This window comes from Amycolatopsis sp. NPDC089917 (genome assembly GCF_040684635.1).
GTDB lineage: Bacteria > Actinomycetota > Actinomycetes > Mycobacteriales > Pseudonocardiaceae > Amycolatopsis.
This window is the reverse complement of record NZ_JBFBGL010000011.1, coordinates 20,924-40,128: the sequence shown is the minus strand read 5'-3', so window position 1 is coordinate 40,128 and position 19,205 is coordinate 20,924. Positions and strand designations below refer to the sequence as shown.

Below are 19,205 nucleotides of genomic sequence, written 5' to 3'. Positions count from 1 at the left end.
GCGGGCGGCGAAGATCAGCTGCGCGCCGAACAGGCGAACTTCGCCGAGTCCGATTCGAACGCCGGGAAGTCGGTGTAGCCGTCGAGCCGAGCGCCGTAGTAGACGTCGTGGCCCGCTCGGGCAAGCGGGGCGTGGAGCGCGAATCGGGCGGACAGGTCCGGGTTCGCGATGAACAACCTGCCGAAAGCGACCACATCGGCCAGCCCGGATTCGATCAAGGACTCACCCTCCTCCTGAGAGGTCGGTTCCTCGGAACGCAGGTTCGCGATCAGCGTCCCTGGCCACAACGGCCGCAGGTGGGACAGCGCCTCGACCTCGGGAGTGTCGATGACGTGCAGGTACGCGAGCTCGTACCGGCGTAGTTCCACGAGCAGTCGTGAGTACACCTCCTTCCAATCGTCTTCCACGATGTCGTTCTCCGGGTTGCCCGGCGAGATCCGCAAAGCGACCCTGGCCGCGCCGATCTGTTCGACCACGGCCGCCACCACTTCGAGAGGGAAGGCGAGCCGGGCGGCGACGGAACCGCCGTACCTGTCCTCCCTGCGATTGGTGTTACGAGCGAGGAACTCCTGGATGAGGTACCCGTTGGCACCGTGGAGTTCCACGCCGTCGAACCCTGCTTCGGCGGCCCGGCGTGCCGCCGCGGCGAAGTCCTGGACGACCTCGCCGATCTCTTCCTCTCCGAGCGCACGGGGCTCGACCGTGTCCGTCCAGCCTTCGGCTGTGAAAATTCGCCCGGCCTGACGGACCGCCGATGGCGCCACCGGCGTCCGGCCCGTCACCCCGTGATGGCTGACCCTGCCCGCGTGCCACAGCTGCGCGAAGATCCTGCCGCCGTTCTCGTGCACGGCGTCCGTCACCGCCCGCCAGGCCTCGGTCTGCCGCTCTGTCACCAACCCTGGAATCCCAGGGCCACTCTTACCGGTCCGGCTGACCCAGACGCCTTCGCTCACGATCAAGCCGGCGCTCGCGCGCTGCGCGTAGTACTCGGCTGTCCTCGGATGTGGCACACCTGTCGAGTCATCGGCACGCCCCCTGGTCATCGGGGCCATCGCGATGCGGTTCGGCAGCCGGATCGCGCTGCCGCGGAATGCTTCGAGCAACCTCATGGACGCGAAGCTAAACCCTGACACCGGCGTCACGGTCAATCTCGGTTCCTGCGGCTACTGTGGACTCATGCGGATCGGCGAACTGGCGGAACGGACCGGGGTGAGCGTCCGTTCGTTGCGGTACTACGAAACGGAAGGCCTGCTGCGTCCCGATCGACGCGGCAACGGCTACCGGACCTTCACCGAAGACGACATCGCCCGCGTTCTGCAGATCCAGCTCTTCTATTCGGCCGGATTGTGCAGCGGCAAGATCGCGGAGCTCCTTCCCTGTGTTTCCGGGGACCACACGCATTTGGTGCCATCACCGGGGCTGGCCGGCGAACTGGAAGTCGCCAAGACTCGGATCCAGAACCAGATCTCCTTGCTCACCACCTCTCTGTCGGTTCTGGAGCGCGTCCTGGCCGCGGCCAAGGGGACCGACACCGCGGAGGTACCGGTTCCTTCCCGGCCTGTCCGGCGGCACCGGGGGATCCACGTCTGACCCGGATCAGGCGTCCGGGTCTCGGCCCAGCAGCCCGAGCAGCCTGTCCTGCAAGGGCGCGTCTTCGGGCACCTTCACCTCGGGTCCGAAGACGACGATGCCGGGCCCGAAAGCACCGGGAATCCTCATCTGTTCGGGGATCTCCTGGGCCCCGGGCCACATCCGGGCGACCTCCTCCGGATCGATCGTGTCGTCCTGACCGGTGGCACGGGCGAGGTCCCAGCCATGGACGACCATGTCGGCACTGACGACCTGGTCGATGTGCTGTTCGACGGTCATCTTCCCCGCCGGTGTCTCGTGGTCCGTGGCCATGAGCACCGGATCGGCGAGGACGGCTTCGACATCGGCCCGAGCCGCCCGGAAGGCACCGAGCGGGTCTTCCTTCAGCGAAGGCGCCGTCCCCGATTCACGTCCGAGAGGGCGGAGGATCACGCCGTGCATGTCGACGATGTGCCCGACGACATCCCTGGCGTTCCACTCCTCGCACGGCGACCTGTTCTCCCATTGCCCGGCTCCGACGGCGGCGACCTTGCTCTCGAAGGCGTCGGCCCGGACGCGATAACGGTCCGCGATGGCGTTCATCGAGCTCACGCCCTCGCCGGGACGGCCACGGCCTCGGCCAGCTTCTCGAAGCCCTCGCCGACTCCCCGCTCCATCCCGGATTCGAGCACGGCGTCCCGGATCCGTTTCGAGCCGTACCGCACCACCTGGGTGAGCGTGGTGACCCCGCCGTGCTCGGCCAGCGTCAGGGTCGCCAGTGCCTCACCGTCCGAGGCCTCGCAGTCCTCGTTCGTCTCGCGGGAAACGAGCCTTTCCGGACGGCTAATCTCCTGGTAGACGCCCCGCAGCACCATTTCGCCCCCGTCGCTGTGGCGCATCCGATAGCGCCATCTGCCGCCGACCCGCAGGTCGATCTCGCACTCGACGACCTCCCAGTCGTGCGGGCCGAACCAGCGGCGTACCAGTTCCGGTTTGGTCCACGCGTCGAACACCAGCGCCCTCGGCGCGTCGAAGGACCTCGTCATGACGATCTCGAGATCGCCGGATTTCGTCACGCTGAGACTGTGTCCCATCGTTTTGCTCCTTTCCGCCCCTGCGGCGGTCAGTCGGTGTCGTCCCGGCTCTCCGGGTGTCGCAGTTCTCCTTCGAGGACGAGGTCCAGCTGAGAGAAGGTCTCGTCCCAGTAGCGGCGGTACCCACCGAGCCATTCGGTGGCGTCCTTCAGCGGCTCGGCCACCAGCCGGCAGGGACGGCGTTGGGCATCACGTCCCCTCACCACCAGCCCGGCCCGCTCCAGCACCTTCAGATGTTTGGAGATGGCGGGCTGGCTCATCGCGAACGGCTCGGCCAGCTCCGTCACCGTGGCCTCGCCGCGCGTCAGCCGCGCGAGGATCGCGCGACGAGTGGGGTCGGCGAGCGCGGCGAAGGTGACGTCGAGCAGATCCTGTGTCACGGTCGCCCGCCTTTCGGTTCTCACGAGTTCGAGTTCTCACGTCCGGTCATCGGCGCCTGTCAGGACCGTGGATAACCTTGTGGTTCCATAACCATGTGGTAATGTAGACTGCATCGGATCAGCCTGTCAAGTCCGACCAGCGGAAACACGGGAGAGAAAGGAGGTGAGGCCGAGGTCCGACAGATGCGGGCACGCGCAAAAGGGCACGCGATCGCGTACTAAAGGGCAACTGGGGTTACCGTCGATATCGGCATGGACGACGAACGAAACGAGCCGATGAACTCCGGGCGACCGAAGACGACGAAGCGATGGTTGGCCGTCATCCTGGGAGCGGCCACCGTACTGCTCACCAGCGTGCAATGCGGTACGACGACCGAAGAAACCGGATCGGCACAGCCCGCGGGCACCACGCCCCCACCGCGGAGCAGCACCGCTTCGAGCCCGCCGAGTTCCAGCGCCCCCGCACCCTCGCCGTCACCGAGGGCGGAGCGCTCCCCGAATCCGGGCTGCGAGGCAGTCATCGCCGGGATGAGCCCCCGGCAGCGGCTGGCCCAGCTGGTGGTGGTCGGCGTGAACGCCGGTGACCCGCAAGCCGCGGTGAAGCTGGTGCGCGATCAACAGGTCGGCGGGATCTTCCTCGGCGGCAACGAGACGGCCCTGCTGCAGAACCGCGCGCTGGACGAGGTACAGAAGGCCGCGAAGGTGCCGGTGTCGGTGGCGATCGACGAGGAAGGCGGCCGCGTCCAGCGGATCGACGCCCTCGACGGCGATATGCCCAGTGCCCGGAAGATGGCCAAGACCATGACACCGGCGCAGGTGCGGGCGAAGGCCGCCGAACGAGGTCGGCAGATGCGGGCTCGTGGCGTTACCGTGGACTACGCGCCCGACGCCGACATCACCGACCAGCCGGATCGCGACATCGTCGGTGACCGGTCGTTCGGTGCAGACCCGGAAGTCGCGCGAAAGTACGTCCTGGCGTTCGCGCAGGGTCTGCGGGACGCCGGGGTGCAGCCGGTGCTGAAACACTTCCCCGGACACGGGCACGCCACCGGGGACTCCCACAAGGGGCTGGTTCGGACGCCGCCGCTGGCCTCACTGCGGAAGGTCGACCTGGTGCCGTACCGCGACCTCGACGAGTACGGCGAGGTCGGCGTGATGGTCGGACATCTGGACGTGCCCGACCTGACCGGCGGTACGCCGTCCACCCTGGCGGCGCCGGCGTACCGACTGCTTCGGAAGGACTACGCGTTCGACGGCCCGGTGATCACCGACGATCTCGGGGCGATGAAGGCGATCACGTCGCAGTATCCGCTGCCGACGGCGGTGCTCAAGGCCTTGCAGGCGGGAGCGGATCAGGCGTTGTGGTCCTCCGGAGGCAACGTCGGCACGGTGCTGGCCACGCTGGAGCAAGCGCTTGCGTCCGGCGATCTCCCGGCCGCGCGAGTCGATGAGGCCTTGACCCGGGTGCTCACGGCGAAACGGGCCTGCGGCTGATCGACGGCGGGCCCGGCGAGGCGGTCGGACTGACCGCCCGACGGGGTGAAGGAACAAGCGGTCCGAAAACTCAATGAACACAATGCTGACCAGGCTCGAGCCGAGGGTGACCCTGATCACCGCCCCGCCGCCCGATCAAGGAGGATCGCGTGCCTGGTCCCACGAAACACCTGCGCCGTCTCGCGCTGGCGGTCGCCGCCGCTGTCGGCTTGAGCCTGCTCGCCGTACCCGCGGCTTCGGCCGCGCCGTCACCGATCGATCAACCGGTGCGGACCACCGGCTGCGGTCGTCCGTCCCCGGTTCCCGCCGGGACGACGACGCTGCGGACTTTGACCTCCGGTGGTCTGGTCCGCGAGTACACGGTGCACGTTCCCGCTCGCTACCAGCCATCACGGCCGTACCCGCTGGTGTTGTCGTTCCACGGACACAAGCGGACGTCGCAGTATCAGGAGGAGTTATCCGGGTTTTCCGCGTATGACGCGATTTCCGTCTACCCGCAAGGTCTGGTCGGCACCGACGGCGAATCGGCCTGGACCGGCGCGCCGTACTCGGCGGCCGCCGACGACGTGCTCTTCACCAGCGATCTGCTGAACACACTTCAGCGGGAACTGTGCGTCGACTCCCGCCGGATCTACGCGACGGGCAAGTCGAACGGCGGCGGATTCGTCGGCGTGCTCGCCTGCCGGATGCCGGGCCGGATCGCGGCGTTCGCCCCGGTCGCCGGCGCGTTCTACCCGCAGGGCGGCGAGTGCCACCCGTCTCGGCCCGCTCCGATTCTCGACTTCCACGGAACGGCCGACACGACGATTCCCTACACCGGGAACCCGGCGAAGGGCCTGCCGACGCTGCCGGACTGGCTCGCCGGGTGGGCGGACCGGAACGGCTGTTTCTCTCGCCCGATCGAGTACTCGCCGAAGGCCGGCGTCACGGTCCAGCGCTGGCTCGGTTGCTCACTCCAGCACTACCGGGTCGAAGGTGCCGGGCACGTCTGGCCGAGCACGGCACCGAACAACGACTCCGCCACTCCGACCGTCATCGACGCGACGCCGGTCATCTGGAAGTTCCTGCTGGCCCACCGTCTGCGTTAAGAACCCGTCGATTTCCTTGCCGGACCCGTCCCCACGGCGCTACCGTCGAACTGACCGGATGACCAGATAAGCAAATCTGGTCATGAAGTCAGAGACTGGGAGCGCATGTGGCAGAACGTCCGGACCGCACCGCCGGTCGCGCCGATCGCATCCTCGACGCGGCCGGCGTCCTGCTGTCGCGGCTGGGCTATCGCAAGGTGACCATCGAGGACATCGCGAGTCAGGCGGGCATCGGGAAGGGCACGGTCTACCTGCACTGGCCCACCAAGGAAAACCTCTTCCACGCGTTGCTCCTGCGCGAATCCCTCCGGGCCGCCGCGAATCTTCTCGATCTGCTGGAAGAGGATCCGGCGGAAGTGGTCCCGCATCGGTTCCAGCGGGCCGCGTTCCTGTTCACCCAGCGCAATCCGTTGCTCGGCGCGCTCATCACCGGCAACACCGAACTGCTGGGCCGGTTGAAGAAACATCCTTTGCAGGATCAGGACGCCGTCGTCACCGAGCGGTATCTGAAGACGATGACCGACCGGGGTCTGTTGCGCGACGACATCCCGAATCTGCTCTATTCCCTGCGCGCCTCGGCGCTGGGGTTCTACCTGATGGACAGCTTCACCACCGACGGCACCGGCCTCACACCCGAGGCGAAGGCCGACGCTCTCGCGCACATCATCCGGACGGCGTACGAGCCGCCGGAGCCACCGTCCACGGCGAATCTGGCCGGCGCCGCGGCCGAAGTGATCGAAGCGTTCCGGGACCTGATCTCGTCCTATGACGCCTGGATCTACCGAAAGGACGGTGCCGAGGAGTCTGCGTGATCCGAGCTCCTCCACCACGAGAAGAAGGGGGCAAGCCATGACCACGATCGCCGAAAACTGGGGCGTGCACAAAGACCAGTTCTGGCTTCGAGGTGAATTCCCGGACGAACCGGTCGGTTTCGAATCCGAAACGGGCGTGTGGAACGTCTACGGCCACGCCGAGTCACTGAAGACCCTGAGCGACCCCAAGGTGTTTTCCTCCGACACCGCCCGCCTGATCCCCAAGGAGATGTCGCCGGAGAAAGACCAGTTCACCGAGGGCAATCTGCTCCAGATGGATCCGCCGGACCACAAGAAGCTGCGCACGCTGGTCAGCCACGCCTTCACGCCGAAGGTCGTCGCGGACCTCGAACCGCGCATCGCCGCGCTGACGAACGAACTCCTCGACGCCGTCGACGGCGAGGACTCGATGGAGCTGGTGACCCACCTGGCCTACCCGCTGCCGGTGATCGTCATCGCGGAACTCCTCGGCATCCCGGCGAGCGATCGCGACCTGTTCAAGGAATGGGTCGACACGTTGCTGCGGAACAGCCAGAAGCGATCGCTCATCGAACAGACCGAGCAAGACAAGAAAGCCGCCGAAGAAACGCGTGAGCAGATCACGAACCTCGTCAACTATCTGGGCGAGCACGTGAACGACCGACGGAAGAACCCGCGCGAAGACTTGCTGACCAAACTCGTCGAAGCCGAGGTCGACGGCGCGAAACTCACGCAGAACGAAGTCGTCAACTTCGCGAACGTGCTGCTGCTCGCCGGGCACATCACCACCACGATGCTGCTCGGGAACACGGTGCTGTGCCTGGATTCCCATCCGGACGAGTACCGGCGTGTCCGCAAGGACCGTTCGCTGCTGCCCGCCACCATCGAGGAATCGCTGCGTTTCCTCAGTCCGTTCGCCCTCGTCGCCCGCGCCACGACGACCGAGGTCGAACTGGGCGGACGGACGATCCCGGCGGACAGCATGGTGTTCACCTGGGTCGCGGCGGCGAACCGGGATCCGCGCACGTTCACGGATCCCGGCACCTTCGACCCGGCGAGGGCGCACAACCCGCATCTCGCCTTCGGCCGCGGGATCCATTTCTGCATCGGCGCCCCGCTCGCCCGGTTGGAAGGCAAGACCGCGCTCGACATCCTGCTGAACCGGTTCCCGGATCTGCGCACCGATCCGGCCGTTCCGCCGGCGTTCATCCCCAGCCCGCACATGACCGGGGTGAGCGAGCTCCAGCTGCTGCTGAAGCGCTAGCGGTCGGCGAACCGGGAGGCGAGCGGGACCACTACCCGCGGAATCCGTTTGCCGGGCGTGTACCGAAGTTCGGTGATGTTGCCGTTCGGCACGAGGTAGGTGTCGGCGAACGTGCGGAATCCGCGCATGGCCTCGCTGTCCGGAGTGGTGATCCCGGTCAGCAGTGACCACATGACCGCGCGGATGAAGAGCCCGTGCGTGAAGACGGCGATCGGCCCGGGTTCCCGCTCTCCCAGCCTCGCCAGGAATTCCTGGGTCCGGGTGAAGAGAGCGGCGAAGGATTCCGCGCCGTTCACCGCGTGGTGTGGATCGGCCCGCTCCCAGTAGGTCTCCGTGTACGGCTTGCGGATCGCGGTGGTGGTGACCTGTCCATGGAGTTCGCCGAGAAAGGTGAACTCCTGGACAGGCCACTCCTCACGTTCCGCGCCGGGATACCGCTCGATCGTCGGCTCGGCGGTCTGCCGCGCCCGCAGGAACGGCGACGTCACGATCAACCGAGGCGGTTCGGCCAGTGATTCCGCGACTTCGAGGGCCTGCCGTCTGCCGAGTTCGGTCAGGGCCGACGCCCCCGGCTCGCCGCCGGGAAGGCCCGCGTTGCTCTCGCTTTCCCCGTGCCTGATCAGCCACACCCGTGCCACGATCGCCTCCTAGACCCCGTGTGCTCTCGACGATCGCACCGGGCGGAGTTGATCGCGACTTCCAGGATGCCCTAATCGTCACGGAAGCGGCGCGGCTCTCAGCTGTCGAACTGCCCCGGCGCGCGACCCTCTCCCGCGGGACCGCGGTACGCCTGCGCGATGTCCAGCCAGTGGTCCGCGAGCGCGCCTTCGGCACGGACGTCGAGGTCGTCGCGGTGACGGCGCCGCGTGACCAGGAGGCAGAAGTCCTCCGCGCTCCCGGTGACCCGCTGGCGGGAGTCCTCGGGCCCGAACGCCCACAGCTGCCCGGAGGGAGCAGTGATCTCGAAGCGGAACTCCTGCTCCGGCGGGGTCAGGCCACGCGCCTCGTAGCCGAAGTCCCGGACCCGGACGGCGAACCCGACGAGGTACGCGAGCCGGTCGGTCCGCTCCGGCCGCACGCCCAGCGCGTCCGCGACGTCCTGGCCGTGGGCGAACAGTTCCATCATCCCGGCGCAGGCCAGGATGGCCGGCGGCAGCGGGTTGACCAGCCACGGCACGACCTGGTCCGCCGGGACGGCCGCGAGCGCCTTGATACCGGCGTCGCGCTCGGCACGCCAGCGGTTCAGCAGGACCTCGTTGGGGTCACCGAGGTAGTCGTCGAGGGCCGCGTTGACCGCGGCGTCGAATCCGCGCGCCATCGAGGTCTTCGCGAGCTCGGCGAACTTCTGCGGCTCGGCCGCGGACAATCCGGCGATCTTGAAAATGAAGGAGAGATGCGCGATCTGGTGCTTGACCGACCAGCCGACCGCGGGGGTGGGCAGATCCCATCCCGCGTCGTCCAGATCGGACACCAGGGCGTCGACCTGTTCACCCTCCGTGGTGAGGTCCCTGATCACGTTCCGGAAGTCAGTCACCGTGCCGTCCTCTCGCCGTTTCCACCCTCTCGAATGATGCGGACGCGCCGAGCCGTCGTCTTCTCCTCGCGAGCCCCGGTCGAAATTCGGACTTGATTCTGGAGCCGGGTCCAAGTTCTACGCTCGGGGCATGCGAACCGAAGCGGCTACGGCGTTGACGATGTCCCAGGTGACCTCTCGCGCCGGGGTCCGGCCGGACACCGTGCGCTATTACGAGCGCATCGGCCTCCTGCCCGTCCCGGCACGGACGAGCGGGGCGCACCGGCGCTACGACGAGAACGTCATCGACAGGCTGCGGTTCATCCGCGGCACCCAGCGGCTCGGACTGACGCTGACGGAGATCGGGGATCTGCTGAGCGTGCGCGACACCGGGGTGTGCCCGTGTGAACCCGCCGAAACCATGCTGGAACGCCACCTGGCCGAGATCGAAGCGGAGATGGCGCGGCTCGGCGAACTGCGTGCCGAACTGACTTCCCTGCTGTCCGGGATGGCCGGCGCCGACTGCGCCGATCCGCTTCCCGGCGCATGGTGCCCGCCTGCCCGCGAACCCGAGGGAGGAGGTGGATGACCATGCGGTACGACGACTGGTGCGACTGCGACTGCTGCGGCACACGGGCTGGGCGTCAACGTGACGATCCTGCTCGACGACGCGGGCGGCGCGCCGGCGCTGCTCGGCACGACCGCGTACCGGATCGTCCAGGAGTCGATGACCAACATCCTGAAGCACGCGCCGGGCGCGGCGGCCGAGGTTTCGGTTCGCGGAGGGCCGGGCAACGGGCTGACCGTCGAAGTCGTCAATCCGCTGCCCATGACGGCCGCCGCCGGGAGGTCTCCGGGCGCCGGGACCGGGCTGACCGGGATCGGCGAACGCGTCACCCTGATCGGCGGGAACGTCGGCGCCGGCCCCGCCGAGGACCGCACATTCGCCGTTCGGGCATGGCTACCGTGGGGACACCACTAACCTGTCCGAGTGAACCAGCGCCCACTGCGAGTGCTGCTCGTCGACGACGACCCGCTCGTGCGAACCGGCTTGTCGATGATCCTGTCCAGCACGGAAGACATCCAGGTCGTCGCGGAAGCGGGCGACGGGGACGAGGCCGTGCCGAAGGTGGGCATGCACGCCCCCGACATCGTGCTGATGGACATCAGGATGCGGCGGATGAACGGCCTCGCCGCGACCGCGGCCGTCATCGCGCTGCCCAACCCGCCGAAAGTCCTCGTGCTGACCACGTACGACCTCGACGAATACGTCTTCGACGCGCTCGGCGCGGGCGCCAGCGGGTTCCTGCTGAAGGAGGGCTCGCCGCAGGAGATCATCGACGCGGTGCGCGTGGTCGCGGCGGGCGAGGCGATGCTGTCGCCGCGGACGACGCGGAAACCTCATCGGGCATTTCGTCGCGACTCGGGTGAGCCCTCGCCGCCATCGGGCCCGGGCCGGGCTGAGCACCCTGACCGAACGGGAACGGGAGATCGTCACCGCCGTCGCCCAGGGCGGGACCAACGCCGAGATCGGCGTGGAACTGCACTTGAGCGAAGCGACGGTGAAGACCCACATCACCCGGATCTTCGCGAAACTCGACGCGACCAACCGGGTCCAGCTGACGATCTTCGCCTACGAAGCCGGGCTCGTCGCTCCCTGACGATCCGTCCCGAGCAACCCGGCGACGACGGTCGCCCAGAGCACCACGGCACCACCGAAGCCCGGCACGAGCTGCCAGGCCGCCGTCCAGCCTGCGACCGCGAGCACGGCGGCCAGCACCGCGACGGCGCACAGCAAAGCGCTCAGCACCAGGAAACGCCGCGAACCGAACAGCTTCGCGAACGGCAAGAAGTGCAAGCCGACCACGAAGAGCACCCACGCGGGCACGGCTTCCGGAAGATCGAAGACCCCCGAGAGCACTCTCGCCCCGGCGAAGATCCCCACCAGCATGAGCAGCACGGCGATCCCGTACTGCTTGCCGAACGGGCTTTCCTCCCTGCCGCCGCCCGCGGGCAGCCCGGCGCCTCGGCGCGCCGTCAGCACGAGCCAGCCCGCCAGCCCCAGCACCGCGGCGACCCCCACGACGACCAGCGCCGTCGATCCTCCGGAGACGGAGGAGGCGCCGAAGAACCACCAAGCGGCCCCGAATCCCACTCCGATCGCGGAACTGATCAGCAACGTGATCAGGTGCCCCTTGGTGAACTGTCCGTCTGTCATCGCTTCCGGGTCTCCTCCTCCCCCCGGCGGAACAGTACCCGCGGACTACGCGAGCCCGGCGAGGATGGTGGCCGCTTCCCGCGGGTGCATGAGGAAACGGACGTGGCTGCTGTCGAGCGACCGCACGTCGGTCGGGTTGTCCGGGGTGAGCGCGTCCGCCTCCTTGATGAAACGGTCCTGCAGCGCGAGCGGCATCGACCGGTCTCCGGTGAGCCTGATGTAGGTGCGCGGGATCCGGCCCCACGTCGCGGCGTCGGCACGCTCGGTACCCGCGTCGAGGCTCTCGTCCGGTTCGAGGGTGTTGAGGTAGGCGAAGAACTCCTGGTCGGTGCCATCGTCGAGGATCGCGGTCTTCAGCGCGGCCAGCAGTGTGGGATCGGCGGTGCGCCAGTTCATCCGGAGCGCGCCGAGCGCGGCCGGGTCGGCGAGGACGACACCGCCGACGTCGTTGAGCGCGCTGCTCGCGTTCTCCGGTCCCTGCATGTACTCGCCCACCGTCGCGTCGACGCAGCACCACGCGGAGATGTAGACGAGCCGGTCGATCAGGTCCGGGACGGCGTTGCCGGCGCCGGTGAGCGGGATCCCGCCGCGGCTGTGCCCGACCAGGATGACCGGTCCGTGCTCGGCGACCTTGCGCACGGCGTCCACCACCACGTCGACGACTTCGGCGGCGGTGACGCCGGCCTGGTTCGACGGTGCCGTGGCCAGCGCTCCCAGATCCTGCGGCGCCTGGTAGGCCGCGTGGAAACCGGCGTCGAAACCGTGTCCGGGAAGGTCGACGGCCAGCGTGCGGTGGCCGAGCAGCGCGAGCTCGCGCTGCAGCGGGTTCCAGGTGAACGAGTTGCTGCTGGAGCCGTGCACGAAAACGTAAGTGGGAGTCACGTTTCGTATCCTGACATCCCCGCTTTGCCCACGTGCCGATCTTGAGTGGACGGTCACTCAGTCCGCGATGAGCACCTGGCCCGCCCCGTCGAACCGGTAGCCGACCCCGCGCACCGTCGTGATCGGCGTCAGCGCGGGCTCCAGCTTGCCGCGGATCTTCCGGACGTGGACGTCCACGGTCCGCCCGTTGCCGCCGGACAGCCCCCACACCTGCGCCATCAGCGTGACGCGGTCGAAGACGCGGTCCGGATTCCGGCTCAGGAACAGCAGGAGGTCGAACTCCAGCCTGGTGAACTCCAGCACCTCGCCGCGCAGCAGCACTCGCCGCGAATCCGGTTCGATCCGCAGTGGCGGCACGGACTCGCCCTGCCGACGACGTCGGCCGGCCAGTTCGACGACCTGACCGGAATTCGCTTCGCCTGCCGGGAAAGTCCGCGCCGTCAGCGTCACACCGACAGTGTCCTCAAAGGACTCAAGTAGCCGCGCGGCGATCGCGGCGGCGTGCTCCGAGTCGGTGCTCACCCGCAACGCCAGGGTCAGTTCGACGGTCGGCTCCCCGCTCACCGCGACCGACTGGGTCATCTCACACCACCCGGACCGGATGCCGGACGACGGCGTCGAACAGGTAGCCCTGGGTGTTGTGCGGTGTGACGTCGGGCTGGGTGACCCCGGTGATGTCCGTGGCCCGTGCCCGCAGTGTGCGAGCGCCGGGGACTCCGGCGCGCCAAGGGATTTCCCAGCGTTGCCACCCGCGATCCGCCGCCGCGCCCACGAACTTCGCCTGCTGCCAGCCATCGCCCGCGTCGACCTCGACCCGCCGGATCCGGCCGTTGCCCGACCACGACCGGCCGCGCAGCACGTGCCTGCCGACCGCGAATTCGGCGTTCCAGGGCAGTTCGAAGGCGCTCTTGACCACCTGACGGGTCACGACCGTGCCTTCCGCCGGATAGTCCGGCCCGAGCAGCCGGTAGTACTGCGTGTTCCACGGCGACACCAGTGGCGTCTCCGAAACCTCGATCCGTCCCAGCCATTTGATCGACGCGATCCCGATCCAGGACGGCACGACGAGCCGGACCGGATGGCCGTGGTCCGGCGGGAGCGGGCGCCCGTTCATCTCGTAAGCCAGCAAGACGTCCTGAAGTGCTTTCGCGACCGGAAGCGGACGCCGCACCTTCCCCAGGTTGCCCCCGCCGGTGACGTAATCGGCGTCCAGTCCCTCCGGCAGGACGTCCACCGCGTGCCGGGTCAGCCCCGCCTTGGCGAGCACGGCGGAAAGCCGGACACCGCGCCAGCGCGCGACTCCGATCGCGCCGAGCTTCCACGCCGTGCCGGACACCGTCTGCCCTTGCTGGCCGGTGAAATAGCTCCGGCCGTTGCCCGCGCATTCGATGGCGGAGGTGATCGTCTCCGAAGGCAGGCGGCGGAGATCGTGATAGGTGAATTCGACGGGCCTGTCCGCCGTCGGCGCGCCGCGCAGCCCGGTTCCGAACAGCTTCAAACGCCACGTGCCGACGTCGATCGCCGGGGTGGCGGTGTGGTTCCGCACGAAGAACCGCTCGACCGGCGTCAGGTAACCCTGCCCGCTCAACGCCTCCCAGCGCGTCTCCGCGTTGGTGCCGTAGACCTCGAAGATCTCCGGCGGCAGTGGCTTCACGATCGGCGCGGCGGCCGACGCCGTCCCGGCCGGAAACGTTCCGAGCGCCGTCAGCGCGAGCGAGCCACCGGCGGCCAGCCGAAGCATCCCGCGCCGCGATATCCCGTCGGCACGCGCCTCTCCCGCACGCCACTGCGCGAGCCGAGTGCGGTCATAGGTGGCTTCGTCGGTCAGGCCGGTTCCGGTCATGCGAGTCATTGTCGGCAGCGGCCGTCCACACGGACCACCACGTCCACAGAGCGGAACGTGTGGTGCCCCGGACGGGGATCGAACCCGCACTGTGTCGATTTTAAGTCGACTGCCTCTGCCAATTGGGCTACCGGGGCACAGGCAAGCCTAGGCGATGCCCTTCGCCGGTGATGACCTAGTTCGCCTTGTCGGCTTGGCGATACTTCAGCCAGCTGTTGCCGACGAGGTCCCAGATCGCCTGGTACTGGTCGAACCTCTCGCGCAGCACGGCCGGATCCAGTTCCTCCGGCGGCGTCGAAGCGATGTAGTAGGTCAGTTCGTCGCGCAGCCGGTAGAACTTGTACTGCCCCTCTTCCATCAGCACCCACAGCGAGCGCCACGCGAAGAACGGTTCGAACACGTTCACCACGGTCACGACGGCGACCAGCGCGAACGCCGTTCCCGTCCACGGGTTCAGGTTCTGCAGGCCGAGGATGACCGTCGAGGTCGCGGACAAGAGCAGCGCCAGGATCCGCAGGATGACCGATCGTGTACGGAACCGGCGTTTGCGGACCCGCGCGTACTTCGTCCCCTGCTCGATCCGCTCCACGAGGTCGTGGGCGAGTTCGAGCGGGGTCAGTCCCGGCCGGGGAAGGGCGGATTGGATGGGCGGCTTCAGTCTCCGGAATGCCTGCACCGAAACACCCTAAACGCCGTGAAGGCCTCCTTCCCTACGCTCAAGGTAGGGAAGGAGGCCTTCACGGCGTTCCACGGCTCAGGACTTCGACAGCCTGTCGAACTCCTCGCGCGGGTTGTTGATCTGGCCGAGCGAGATGACCTCGCGGCGGAACAGGCCACCGAGCATCCAGTCGAACAGGATGCGGATCTTGCGGTTCCACGTCGGCATCGCCTTGAGGTGGTACGCGCGGTGGAAGAGCCAGGCCGGGAAGCCCTTGATCTTCAGGTTCAGCGCGTCGGCGACACCCTTGTGCAGGCCGAGGCTGGCCACCGCACCCAGGTTCTTGTGGTAGTAGTCCTTCGGCTTGCCGCCGCGGATCACCTTGATGATGTTCTTCGACAGCAGACGCGCCTGGCGAACGGCGTGCTGCGCGTTCGGCGGGCAGGTCGCGGTCGGGTCCTGCTCGGTGCGCGAAAGGTCCGGCACGGCGGCGTTGTCGCCGGCGGTCCAGACGTCGGGGTGCCCGACGACCTGCATCGCGGCGGTGGCCTCGACGCGGCCGCGCTTGTCCAGCGGCAGGTCCGAGCTCGCGAGCACCGGGTTCGCCTTCACGCCGGCGGTCCAGATGATCGTGTCGGTGTCGAACTCGGTGCCGTCCGAGAGCACGACGTGGCCGTTCTCGAACGACTTCGCCGCTGTCGACAAATAGACTTCGATGCCGCGCTTCTCGAGCTGCTCGACGGTGTACACACCGAGCGTCTCGCGCACCTCGGGGAGGATCCGCCCGGCCGCCTCGACGAGCACCCAGCGGATGTCCTTGACCTTGAGGTTCGGGTAGTAGTTCTCCACCGCGAAGCGGGTCATGTCCTCGAGCTCGGCGAGCGCCTCGATACCGGCGAACCCGCCGCCGACGACGGTGAACGTCAACAGGCGCTTGCGCTGCTCGGGGTCGAGCGTGCTGGCGGCCTCGTCCAGCTTCGTCATGACGTGGTTGCGCAGGTAGATCGCCTCGCCGATGGTCTTGAAGGCGATGCCTTCCTCGACCAGGCCCGGGATCGGCAGGATGCGAGCCACCGCGCCGAGCGCGACCACGAGGACGTCGTAGTTCAGCTGCTCGACGTGCCCATCGGCGGCCTCGACCGTGACGGCCTTGCGCTCGTGCTCGATCTTCGTCACGCGCGCGGTGAGCACGTGGCAGCGCTTGAGCACGCGCCGCAGCGGCACGACCACGTGCCGCGGTTCGATCGCACCGGCCGCCGCCTCGGGCAGGAAAGGGGCATAGGTCATGTGCGGCTGCGGATCAACGACCGTCACGGACGCTTCGTTGGCCCGGAGCATCTTTTGGAGCCCGTACGCCGTGTAGAGCCCGACGTACCCACCACCGAGGACGAGGATCCGTGTCGGTTCCGACTTAACACCAGCCATATTCCTATAGTCGCACCCATCAGCTGAGATCGCTCGTGTACCCCATCTCGCTGTGACCAGCGTCGCCACGGCTTCCGCACCGATTCAGTTCAGACCGGCCACCGAGGTCGCGGAGGCCAGGACGTCGCACACCATGTCAAGCGTCAGCCTGCCGGTCTGGACATTGCGCTGCGACACGTGGTAACAGCCGAAAAGGCGCAGGTCGCCGAGTTCCACCTCGGTCCCGTGGCCGAACTTCGGGCGTGGCGTGGGCACCGTCCAACCCGCCTCGGCGAGCACCGGCAGGAGCGCTTGCCAGCCGAACGCGCCGAGCACCACGACGGCCTTCAGGGTCGGCTTCAGCAACCGGAGCTCGTCCGCGAGCCAGGATCGGCAGGTGTCCCGTTCCTCAGGTGTGGGCTTGTTGGCGGGTGGCGCGCATCTCACCGGGGCGACCATCCGGGTCCCCCGCAGTTCGAGGCCGTCACCTATCCGGGTCGACGTCGGCTGCGAGGCGACACCGACCCGGTGAAGCGCCTTGAACAGGACGTCACCGGACGGGTCGCCGGTGAACATCCGGCCGGTCCTGTTCGCACCATGTGCCGACGGCGCCAAGCCGACGATCGCCAGCGAGGCGTCCGGCGGGCCGAATCCGGGCACCGGCCGGGCCCAATAGGTCTCACCGGCGAAGGCCGCGCGTTTGACCTGGGCGATCTCCTCTCGCCACGCGACCAGCCGCGGACAGGCGCGGCAGCCGACGACCTCGGCGTCGAGCTCGGCGAGGGAACGGAACCTCATAACGCCTCCTTCAACGCGTCGCGGGCGAGACGATCGGCGTGCCGGGTCGTCTCCGGCTGACGGAACGCGGGACACAACCGCAGCACCTGGCGGCACGCGTTGTCCAGCGAGATCCGGTGGCCGACGGAGACGTAAACGGGTTTCACGCCGTCCCGGGTCCGCAAGACGGCGCCGACGACCTCGCCGTCGTCCAGCAGCGGCGCGCGTGAACCGCGTTCCGCTCCGGGCTCGTCGTGCTCACCGATGAACCGCGTCTTGCCCACCCCGATGGACGGCAGACCGGTCACGACTCCGACGTGGCACGCCAGCCCGAACCGGCGCGGGTGCGCCAGTCCGTGCCCGTCGCAGACCAGGAGATCCGGGACGTGATCGAGCGCGCGGAGGGCGTCGAGCAGCGGGGGCAGCTCACGGAAGGCGAAAAGGCCCGGTTCGTACGGGAACGAGACCTCGGAGACCACGGTGCGTTTTTCCACGACACGGAATCCGGAGGTTTCGAGCGTGACCGCGGCGGCGGCGATGAGGCCGCTGCCCTCGTCGTAGGCGACGTCCAGGCCGGTGACCGTGACGATCTCTTGTGGACACCGATCCTCGAGATCGACAAGGCCACGCAGGGTTTCCTGGATCTCGATCGCCTGGCCGGGCGTGTTCGGGCGATCATGCGCCGTGACGATGTCCACCCGTACAGACTGCCAGTAAGTTGGAGTCATGCCGGACACCAATCCCGATGCGAAGGCCGCCGACGAGCAGGACACCCCGTCGGTGGAAACCAAGGTCGAGCCGACCGACGACCTGGTCACCACGAAGCACACGCTGACGCTCAAGCGGCGCAAGCTCGCCTACACCGCCCGGACCGGACGGATCGTGCTGCGGAAGGAGGTCGTCACCGACGGGAAGTCCGAGGGCCACAAGGCCAAGGCCGAGGTGTTCGTGACCGCCTACACGCTCGACGACGCGGAACCCGGCACGCGCCCGGTCACCTTCGCGTTCAACGGCGGGCCCGGCTCGGCGAGCGTCTGGCTGCACATGGGCCTGCTCGGCCCGCGCCGTGTGCTGTCCGGCGACGTCGACGACCCGGTCGCGCCGCCCTACGGCCTGACCGACAACCAGGAAACCCTGCTGGCGCACAGCGACCTGGTGTTCATCGACCCGGTGTCGACCGGCTATTCGCGTGCCGTGGACGGCGAGAAGGCCAAGGAGTACCACGGGTTCACCGCCGACATCGAGTCCATCGGCGAGGTCATCCGACTGTGGGTGTCGCGGGAAAAGCGCTGGCTCTCGCCGAAGTTCCTCGCCGGCGAGTCGTACGGCACGCTCCGCGCCGCCGGGCTGGCGTCGCACCTGCAGGAACGCCACGGGATGTACCTGAACGGGCTCCTGCTGATCTCCTCGGTGCTGGACCTGGGCACCCTGCGGTTCACCGAGGGCAACGACCTGCCGTACTCGCTGTACGTGCCGACGTACGCGGCGATCGCGCACTACCACGGCCTGCACGGCGACCGCCCGCTCGACGACGTCCTCGCGGACGCCGAGGACTTCGCCGCCAAGGAACTCCCTTGGGCTCTCGCACGCGGCGCGCGTCTGTCCACACAGGACCGCACCGAAGCGGTGGCGACCCTCGCCTCCCTGACGGGACTGAGCGAGTCCTATGTGGACCGGGTCAACCTGCGGATCGAGCACGTCCGGTACTTCACCGAGCTGCTGCGGGACAAGAGACGCGTCGTCGGCCGGATGGACGGCCGGTTCACCACCTGGGAACCGGACGGCGGCCGTGAGCACATGAGCGACGACCCGTCGATCTCGCGGATCATCGGCGCCTACACCGGCGGGCTCAACCACTACGTGCGCGCCGAACTCGGCTACGAGAACGACCTGCCGTACGAGATCCTCTCGACGGAGGTCTTCAAAGCCTGGTCGTACTCGGACTTCGAGGGCCGCTCGGTGTCCTCTGTGGACTCGCTCGCCTCGGCGATGCGGGCGAACCCGCACCTTCGGGTGCATGTCGCCTTCGGCCACTACGACGGCGCTACGCCTTACTTCGCTTCGGAGCACGTGTTGGCACGTTTGCAGATTCCGGAGGAACTGCGGGAGAACATCGACACGGCTTACTACCCGGCCGGGCACATGATGTACGTGCACGAGGAGACCCGGGTGCGGCAGTCGAAGGACCTGGCGAAGTTCATCAAGGCGGCCACCGAGAAGTAGCTCCTCA

General features: G+C 68.0%; 22 protein-coding genes, 1 tRNA gene and 1 pseudogene. 9 read left to right on the top strand and 15 right to left on the bottom strand.

What is annotated here, in order from left to right; genetic code table 11:
* Positions 1–14: 14 nt before the first annotated feature.
* Positions 15–1,109 carry an alkene reductase gene (locus AB0N89_RS10810; protein ID WP_364202942.1) on the bottom strand — a complete coding sequence of 365 codons (1,095 nt, stop codon included), beginning with the start codon at positions 1,107–1,109 and terminating at the stop codon, positions 15–17.
* A 67-nt stretch (positions 1,110–1,176) separates the two neighbouring features.
* On the opposite strand from AB0N89_RS10810, the gene AB0N89_RS10805 reads away from it, so the two are divergent.
* A complete protein-coding gene (locus AB0N89_RS10805) occupies positions 1,177–1,590 on the top strand; it encodes a MerR family transcriptional regulator (protein ID WP_364202939.1) in 414 nt (137 codons plus the stop codon).
* A 6-nt stretch (positions 1,591–1,596) separates the two neighbouring features.
* Here the strand turns inward: AB0N89_RS10805 and AB0N89_RS10800 are convergent, their stop codons facing one another.
* From AB0N89_RS10800 to AB0N89_RS10790, 3 genes are read right to left on the bottom strand one after another with little or no spacing between them, the layout of a single operon-like run.
* Positions 1,597–2,172 (bottom strand): TIGR03086 family metal-binding protein, encoded by a 576-nt coding sequence (locus AB0N89_RS10800; RefSeq protein WP_364202937.1) that lies wholly within the window; start codon positions 2,170–2,172, stop codon positions 1,597–1,599.
* 5 nt (positions 2,173–2,177) lie between these two features.
* Positions 2,178–2,663, bottom strand: a complete 486-nt coding sequence (locus tag AB0N89_RS10795) for an SRPBCC family protein (protein WP_364202935.1) — start codon at positions 2,661–2,663, stop codon at positions 2,178–2,180.
* A gap of 29 nt (positions 2,664–2,692) precedes the next feature.
* Positions 2,693–3,043, bottom strand: a complete 351-nt coding sequence (locus AB0N89_RS10790; protein WP_364202933.1) for a metalloregulator ArsR/SmtB family transcription factor — start codon at positions 3,041–3,043, stop codon at positions 2,693–2,695.
* 252 nt (positions 3,044–3,295) lie between these two features.
* Here AB0N89_RS10790 and AB0N89_RS10785 point away from each other — a divergent pair, with 252 nt between their 5' ends.
* From AB0N89_RS10785 to AB0N89_RS10770, 4 genes are all read left to right on the top strand, one after another.
* The gene (locus AB0N89_RS10785) at positions 3,296–4,537 is read left to right on the top strand and encodes a glycoside hydrolase family 3 N-terminal domain-containing protein (protein ID WP_364202931.1); all 1,242 of its coding nucleotides are present in this window, start codon (positions 3,296–3,298) and stop codon (positions 4,535–4,537) included.
* A 149-nt stretch (positions 4,538–4,686) separates the two neighbouring features.
* The gene (locus AB0N89_RS10780) at positions 4,687–5,625 is read left to right on the top strand and encodes a ferulic acid esterase (protein WP_364202928.1); all 939 of its coding nucleotides are present in this window, start codon (positions 4,687–4,689) and stop codon (positions 5,623–5,625) included.
* Positions 5,626–5,732: 107 nt separating this feature from the next.
* Positions 5,733–6,437 (top strand): TetR/AcrR family transcriptional regulator, encoded by a 705-nt coding sequence (locus AB0N89_RS10775; RefSeq protein WP_364202925.1) that lies wholly within the window; start codon positions 5,733–5,735, stop codon positions 6,435–6,437.
* Between the two features lie 37 nt (positions 6,438–6,474).
* On the top strand, positions 6,475–7,680 hold the full coding sequence (locus AB0N89_RS10770) for a cytochrome P450 (protein ID WP_364202922.1): 1,206 nt from the start codon (positions 6,475–6,477) through the stop codon (positions 7,678–7,680).
* Here the strand turns inward: AB0N89_RS10770 and AB0N89_RS10765 are convergent.
* Both AB0N89_RS10765 and AB0N89_RS10760 read right to left on the bottom strand, forming a co-directional pair.
* Entirely contained in the window at positions 7,677–8,318 is a 642-nt protein-coding gene (locus AB0N89_RS10765) for a histidine phosphatase family protein (protein ID WP_364202919.1), read from the bottom strand. The two genes, AB0N89_RS10770 and AB0N89_RS10765, sit on opposite strands and share 4 nt — an antisense overlap.
* Positions 8,319–8,416: 98 nt before the next feature.
* Positions 8,417–9,214: a TIGR03084 family metal-binding protein gene (locus AB0N89_RS10760; protein WP_364202916.1), complete on the bottom strand. Its 798-nt coding sequence runs from the start codon at positions 9,212–9,214 to the stop codon at positions 8,417–8,419.
* A gap of 130 nt (positions 9,215–9,344) precedes the next feature.
* Between AB0N89_RS10760 and AB0N89_RS10755 the strand changes: the two genes are divergently transcribed.
* The 3 genes and pseudogenes from AB0N89_RS10755 (at position 9,345) to AB0N89_RS10745 (ending at position 10,854) form a co-directional block, all read left to right on the top strand.
* Entirely contained in the window at positions 9,345–9,782 is a 438-nt protein-coding gene (locus tag AB0N89_RS10755; protein ID WP_364202914.1) for a heavy metal-responsive transcriptional regulator, read from the top strand.
* Between the two features lie 60 nt (positions 9,783–9,842).
* Entirely contained in the window at positions 9,843–10,175 is a 333-nt protein-coding gene (locus tag AB0N89_RS10750) for a hypothetical protein (RefSeq protein ID WP_364202911.1), read from the top strand.
* A 30-nt stretch (positions 10,176–10,205) separates the two neighbouring features.
* Positions 10,206–10,854, top strand: a pseudogene (locus AB0N89_RS10745) (response regulator transcription factor).
* On the opposite strand, the gene AB0N89_RS10740 reads toward AB0N89_RS10745, so the two are convergent.
* The 9 genes from AB0N89_RS10740 to nfi all read right to left on the bottom strand — a co-directional run bounded on the left by AB0N89_RS10740 (position 10,827) and on the right by nfi (position 17,673).
* On the bottom strand, positions 10,827–11,411 hold the full coding sequence (locus tag AB0N89_RS10740) for a hypothetical protein (protein ID WP_364202906.1): 585 nt from the start codon (positions 11,409–11,411) through the stop codon (positions 10,827–10,829). The pseudogene AB0N89_RS10745 and the gene AB0N89_RS10740 sit on opposite strands and share 28 nt — an antisense overlap.
* 45 nt (positions 11,412–11,456) lie before the next feature.
* Positions 11,457–12,293 (bottom strand): alpha/beta hydrolase, encoded by an 837-nt coding sequence (locus AB0N89_RS10735; RefSeq protein ID WP_364202903.1) that lies wholly within the window; start codon positions 12,291–12,293, stop codon positions 11,457–11,459.
* Positions 12,294–12,350: 57 nt separating this feature from the next.
* Positions 12,351–12,875, bottom strand: coding sequence for a winged helix-turn-helix domain-containing protein (locus tag AB0N89_RS10730; RefSeq protein ID WP_364202900.1), 525 nt, complete (start codon positions 12,873–12,875; stop codon positions 12,351–12,353).
* A 1-nt stretch (position 12,876) separates the two neighbouring features.
* Complete coding sequence (locus AB0N89_RS10725; RefSeq protein WP_364202897.1) at positions 12,877–14,136, bottom strand: sulfite oxidase; 1,260 nt, start codon at positions 14,134–14,136, stop codon at positions 12,877–12,879.
* A gap of 60 nt (positions 14,137–14,196) precedes the next feature.
* A tRNA-Leu gene (locus AB0N89_RS10720) sits at positions 14,197–14,273 on the bottom strand.
* 38 nt (positions 14,274–14,311) lie between these two features.
* Positions 14,312–14,812, bottom strand: coding sequence for a DUF4231 domain-containing protein (locus AB0N89_RS10715; RefSeq protein WP_364202894.1), 501 nt, complete (start codon positions 14,810–14,812; stop codon positions 14,312–14,314).
* Positions 14,813–14,890: 78 nt separating this feature from the next.
* Positions 14,891–16,219 (bottom strand): NAD(P)/FAD-dependent oxidoreductase, encoded by a 1,329-nt coding sequence (locus AB0N89_RS10710; RefSeq protein WP_364202891.1) that lies wholly within the window; start codon positions 16,217–16,219, stop codon positions 14,891–14,893.
* A gap of 84 nt (positions 16,220–16,303) precedes the next feature.
* The gene (locus AB0N89_RS10705) at positions 16,304–16,996 is read right to left on the bottom strand and encodes a uracil-DNA glycosylase (RefSeq protein WP_364202889.1); all 693 of its coding nucleotides are present in this window, start codon (positions 16,994–16,996) and stop codon (positions 16,304–16,306) included.
* A complete protein-coding gene (nfi, locus tag AB0N89_RS10700) occupies positions 16,993–17,673 on the bottom strand; it encodes a deoxyribonuclease V (RefSeq protein WP_364202886.1) in 681 nt (226 codons plus the stop codon). The genes AB0N89_RS10705 and nfi overlap by 4 nt, the downstream gene beginning before the upstream one ends.
* A gap of 28 nt (positions 17,674–17,701) precedes the next feature.
* On the opposite strand from nfi, the gene AB0N89_RS10695 reads away from it, so the two are divergent.
* Positions 17,702–19,198: a peptidase S10 gene (locus tag AB0N89_RS10695; RefSeq protein WP_364202883.1), complete on the top strand. Its 1,497-nt coding sequence runs from the start codon at positions 17,702–17,704 to the stop codon at positions 19,196–19,198.
* The last annotated feature ends 7 nt before the right edge of the window (positions 19,199–19,205 follow it).

What these genes read in the sequence shown, in the direction of transcription:
- AB0N89_RS10730 (WP_364202900.1), bottom strand. Translation starts at nt 12,875, where the DNA reads ATGACCCAGTCGGTCGCGGTGAGCGGGGAGCCGACCGTCGAACTGACC.
- AB0N89_RS10810 (WP_364202942.1), bottom strand. Translation starts at nt 1,109, where the DNA reads ATGAGGTTGCTCGAAGCATTCCGCGGCAGCGCGATCCGGCTGCCGAAC.
- AB0N89_RS10740 (WP_364202906.1), bottom strand. Translation starts at nt 11,411, where the DNA reads ATGACAGACGGACAGTTCACCAAGGGGCACCTGATCACGTTGCTGATC.
- AB0N89_RS10705 (WP_364202889.1), bottom strand. Translation starts at nt 16,996, where the DNA reads ATGAGGTTCCGTTCCCTCGCCGAGCTCGACGCCGAGGTCGTCGGCTGC.
- AB0N89_RS10770 (WP_364202922.1), top strand. Translation starts at nt 6,475, where the DNA reads ATGACCACGATCGCCGAAAACTGGGGCGTGCACAAAGACCAGTTCTGG.
- AB0N89_RS10725 (WP_364202897.1), bottom strand. Translation starts at nt 14,136, where the DNA reads ATGACCGGAACCGGCCTGACCGACGAAGCCACCTATGACCGCACTCGG.
- AB0N89_RS10795 (WP_364202935.1), bottom strand. Translation starts at nt 2,663, where the DNA reads ATGGGACACAGTCTCAGCGTGACGAAATCCGGCGATCTCGAGATCGTC.
- AB0N89_RS10800 (WP_364202937.1), bottom strand. Translation starts at nt 2,172, where the DNA reads ATGAACGCCATCGCGGACCGTTATCGCGTCCGGGCCGACGCCTTCGAG.
- AB0N89_RS10755 (WP_364202914.1), top strand. Translation starts at nt 9,345, where the DNA reads ATGCGAACCGAAGCGGCTACGGCGTTGACGATGTCCCAGGTGACCTCT.
- AB0N89_RS10805 (WP_364202939.1), top strand. Translation starts at nt 1,177, where the DNA reads ATGCGGATCGGCGAACTGGCGGAACGGACCGGGGTGAGCGTCCGTTCG.
- AB0N89_RS10695 (WP_364202883.1), top strand. Translation starts at nt 17,702, where the DNA reads ATGCCGGACACCAATCCCGATGCGAAGGCCGCCGACGAGCAGGACACC.
- AB0N89_RS10710 (WP_364202891.1), bottom strand. Translation starts at nt 16,219, where the DNA reads ATGGCTGGTGTTAAGTCGGAACCGACACGGATCCTCGTCCTCGGTGGT.
- AB0N89_RS10785 (WP_364202931.1), top strand. Translation starts at nt 3,296, where the DNA reads ATGGACGACGAACGAAACGAGCCGATGAACTCCGGGCGACCGAAGACG.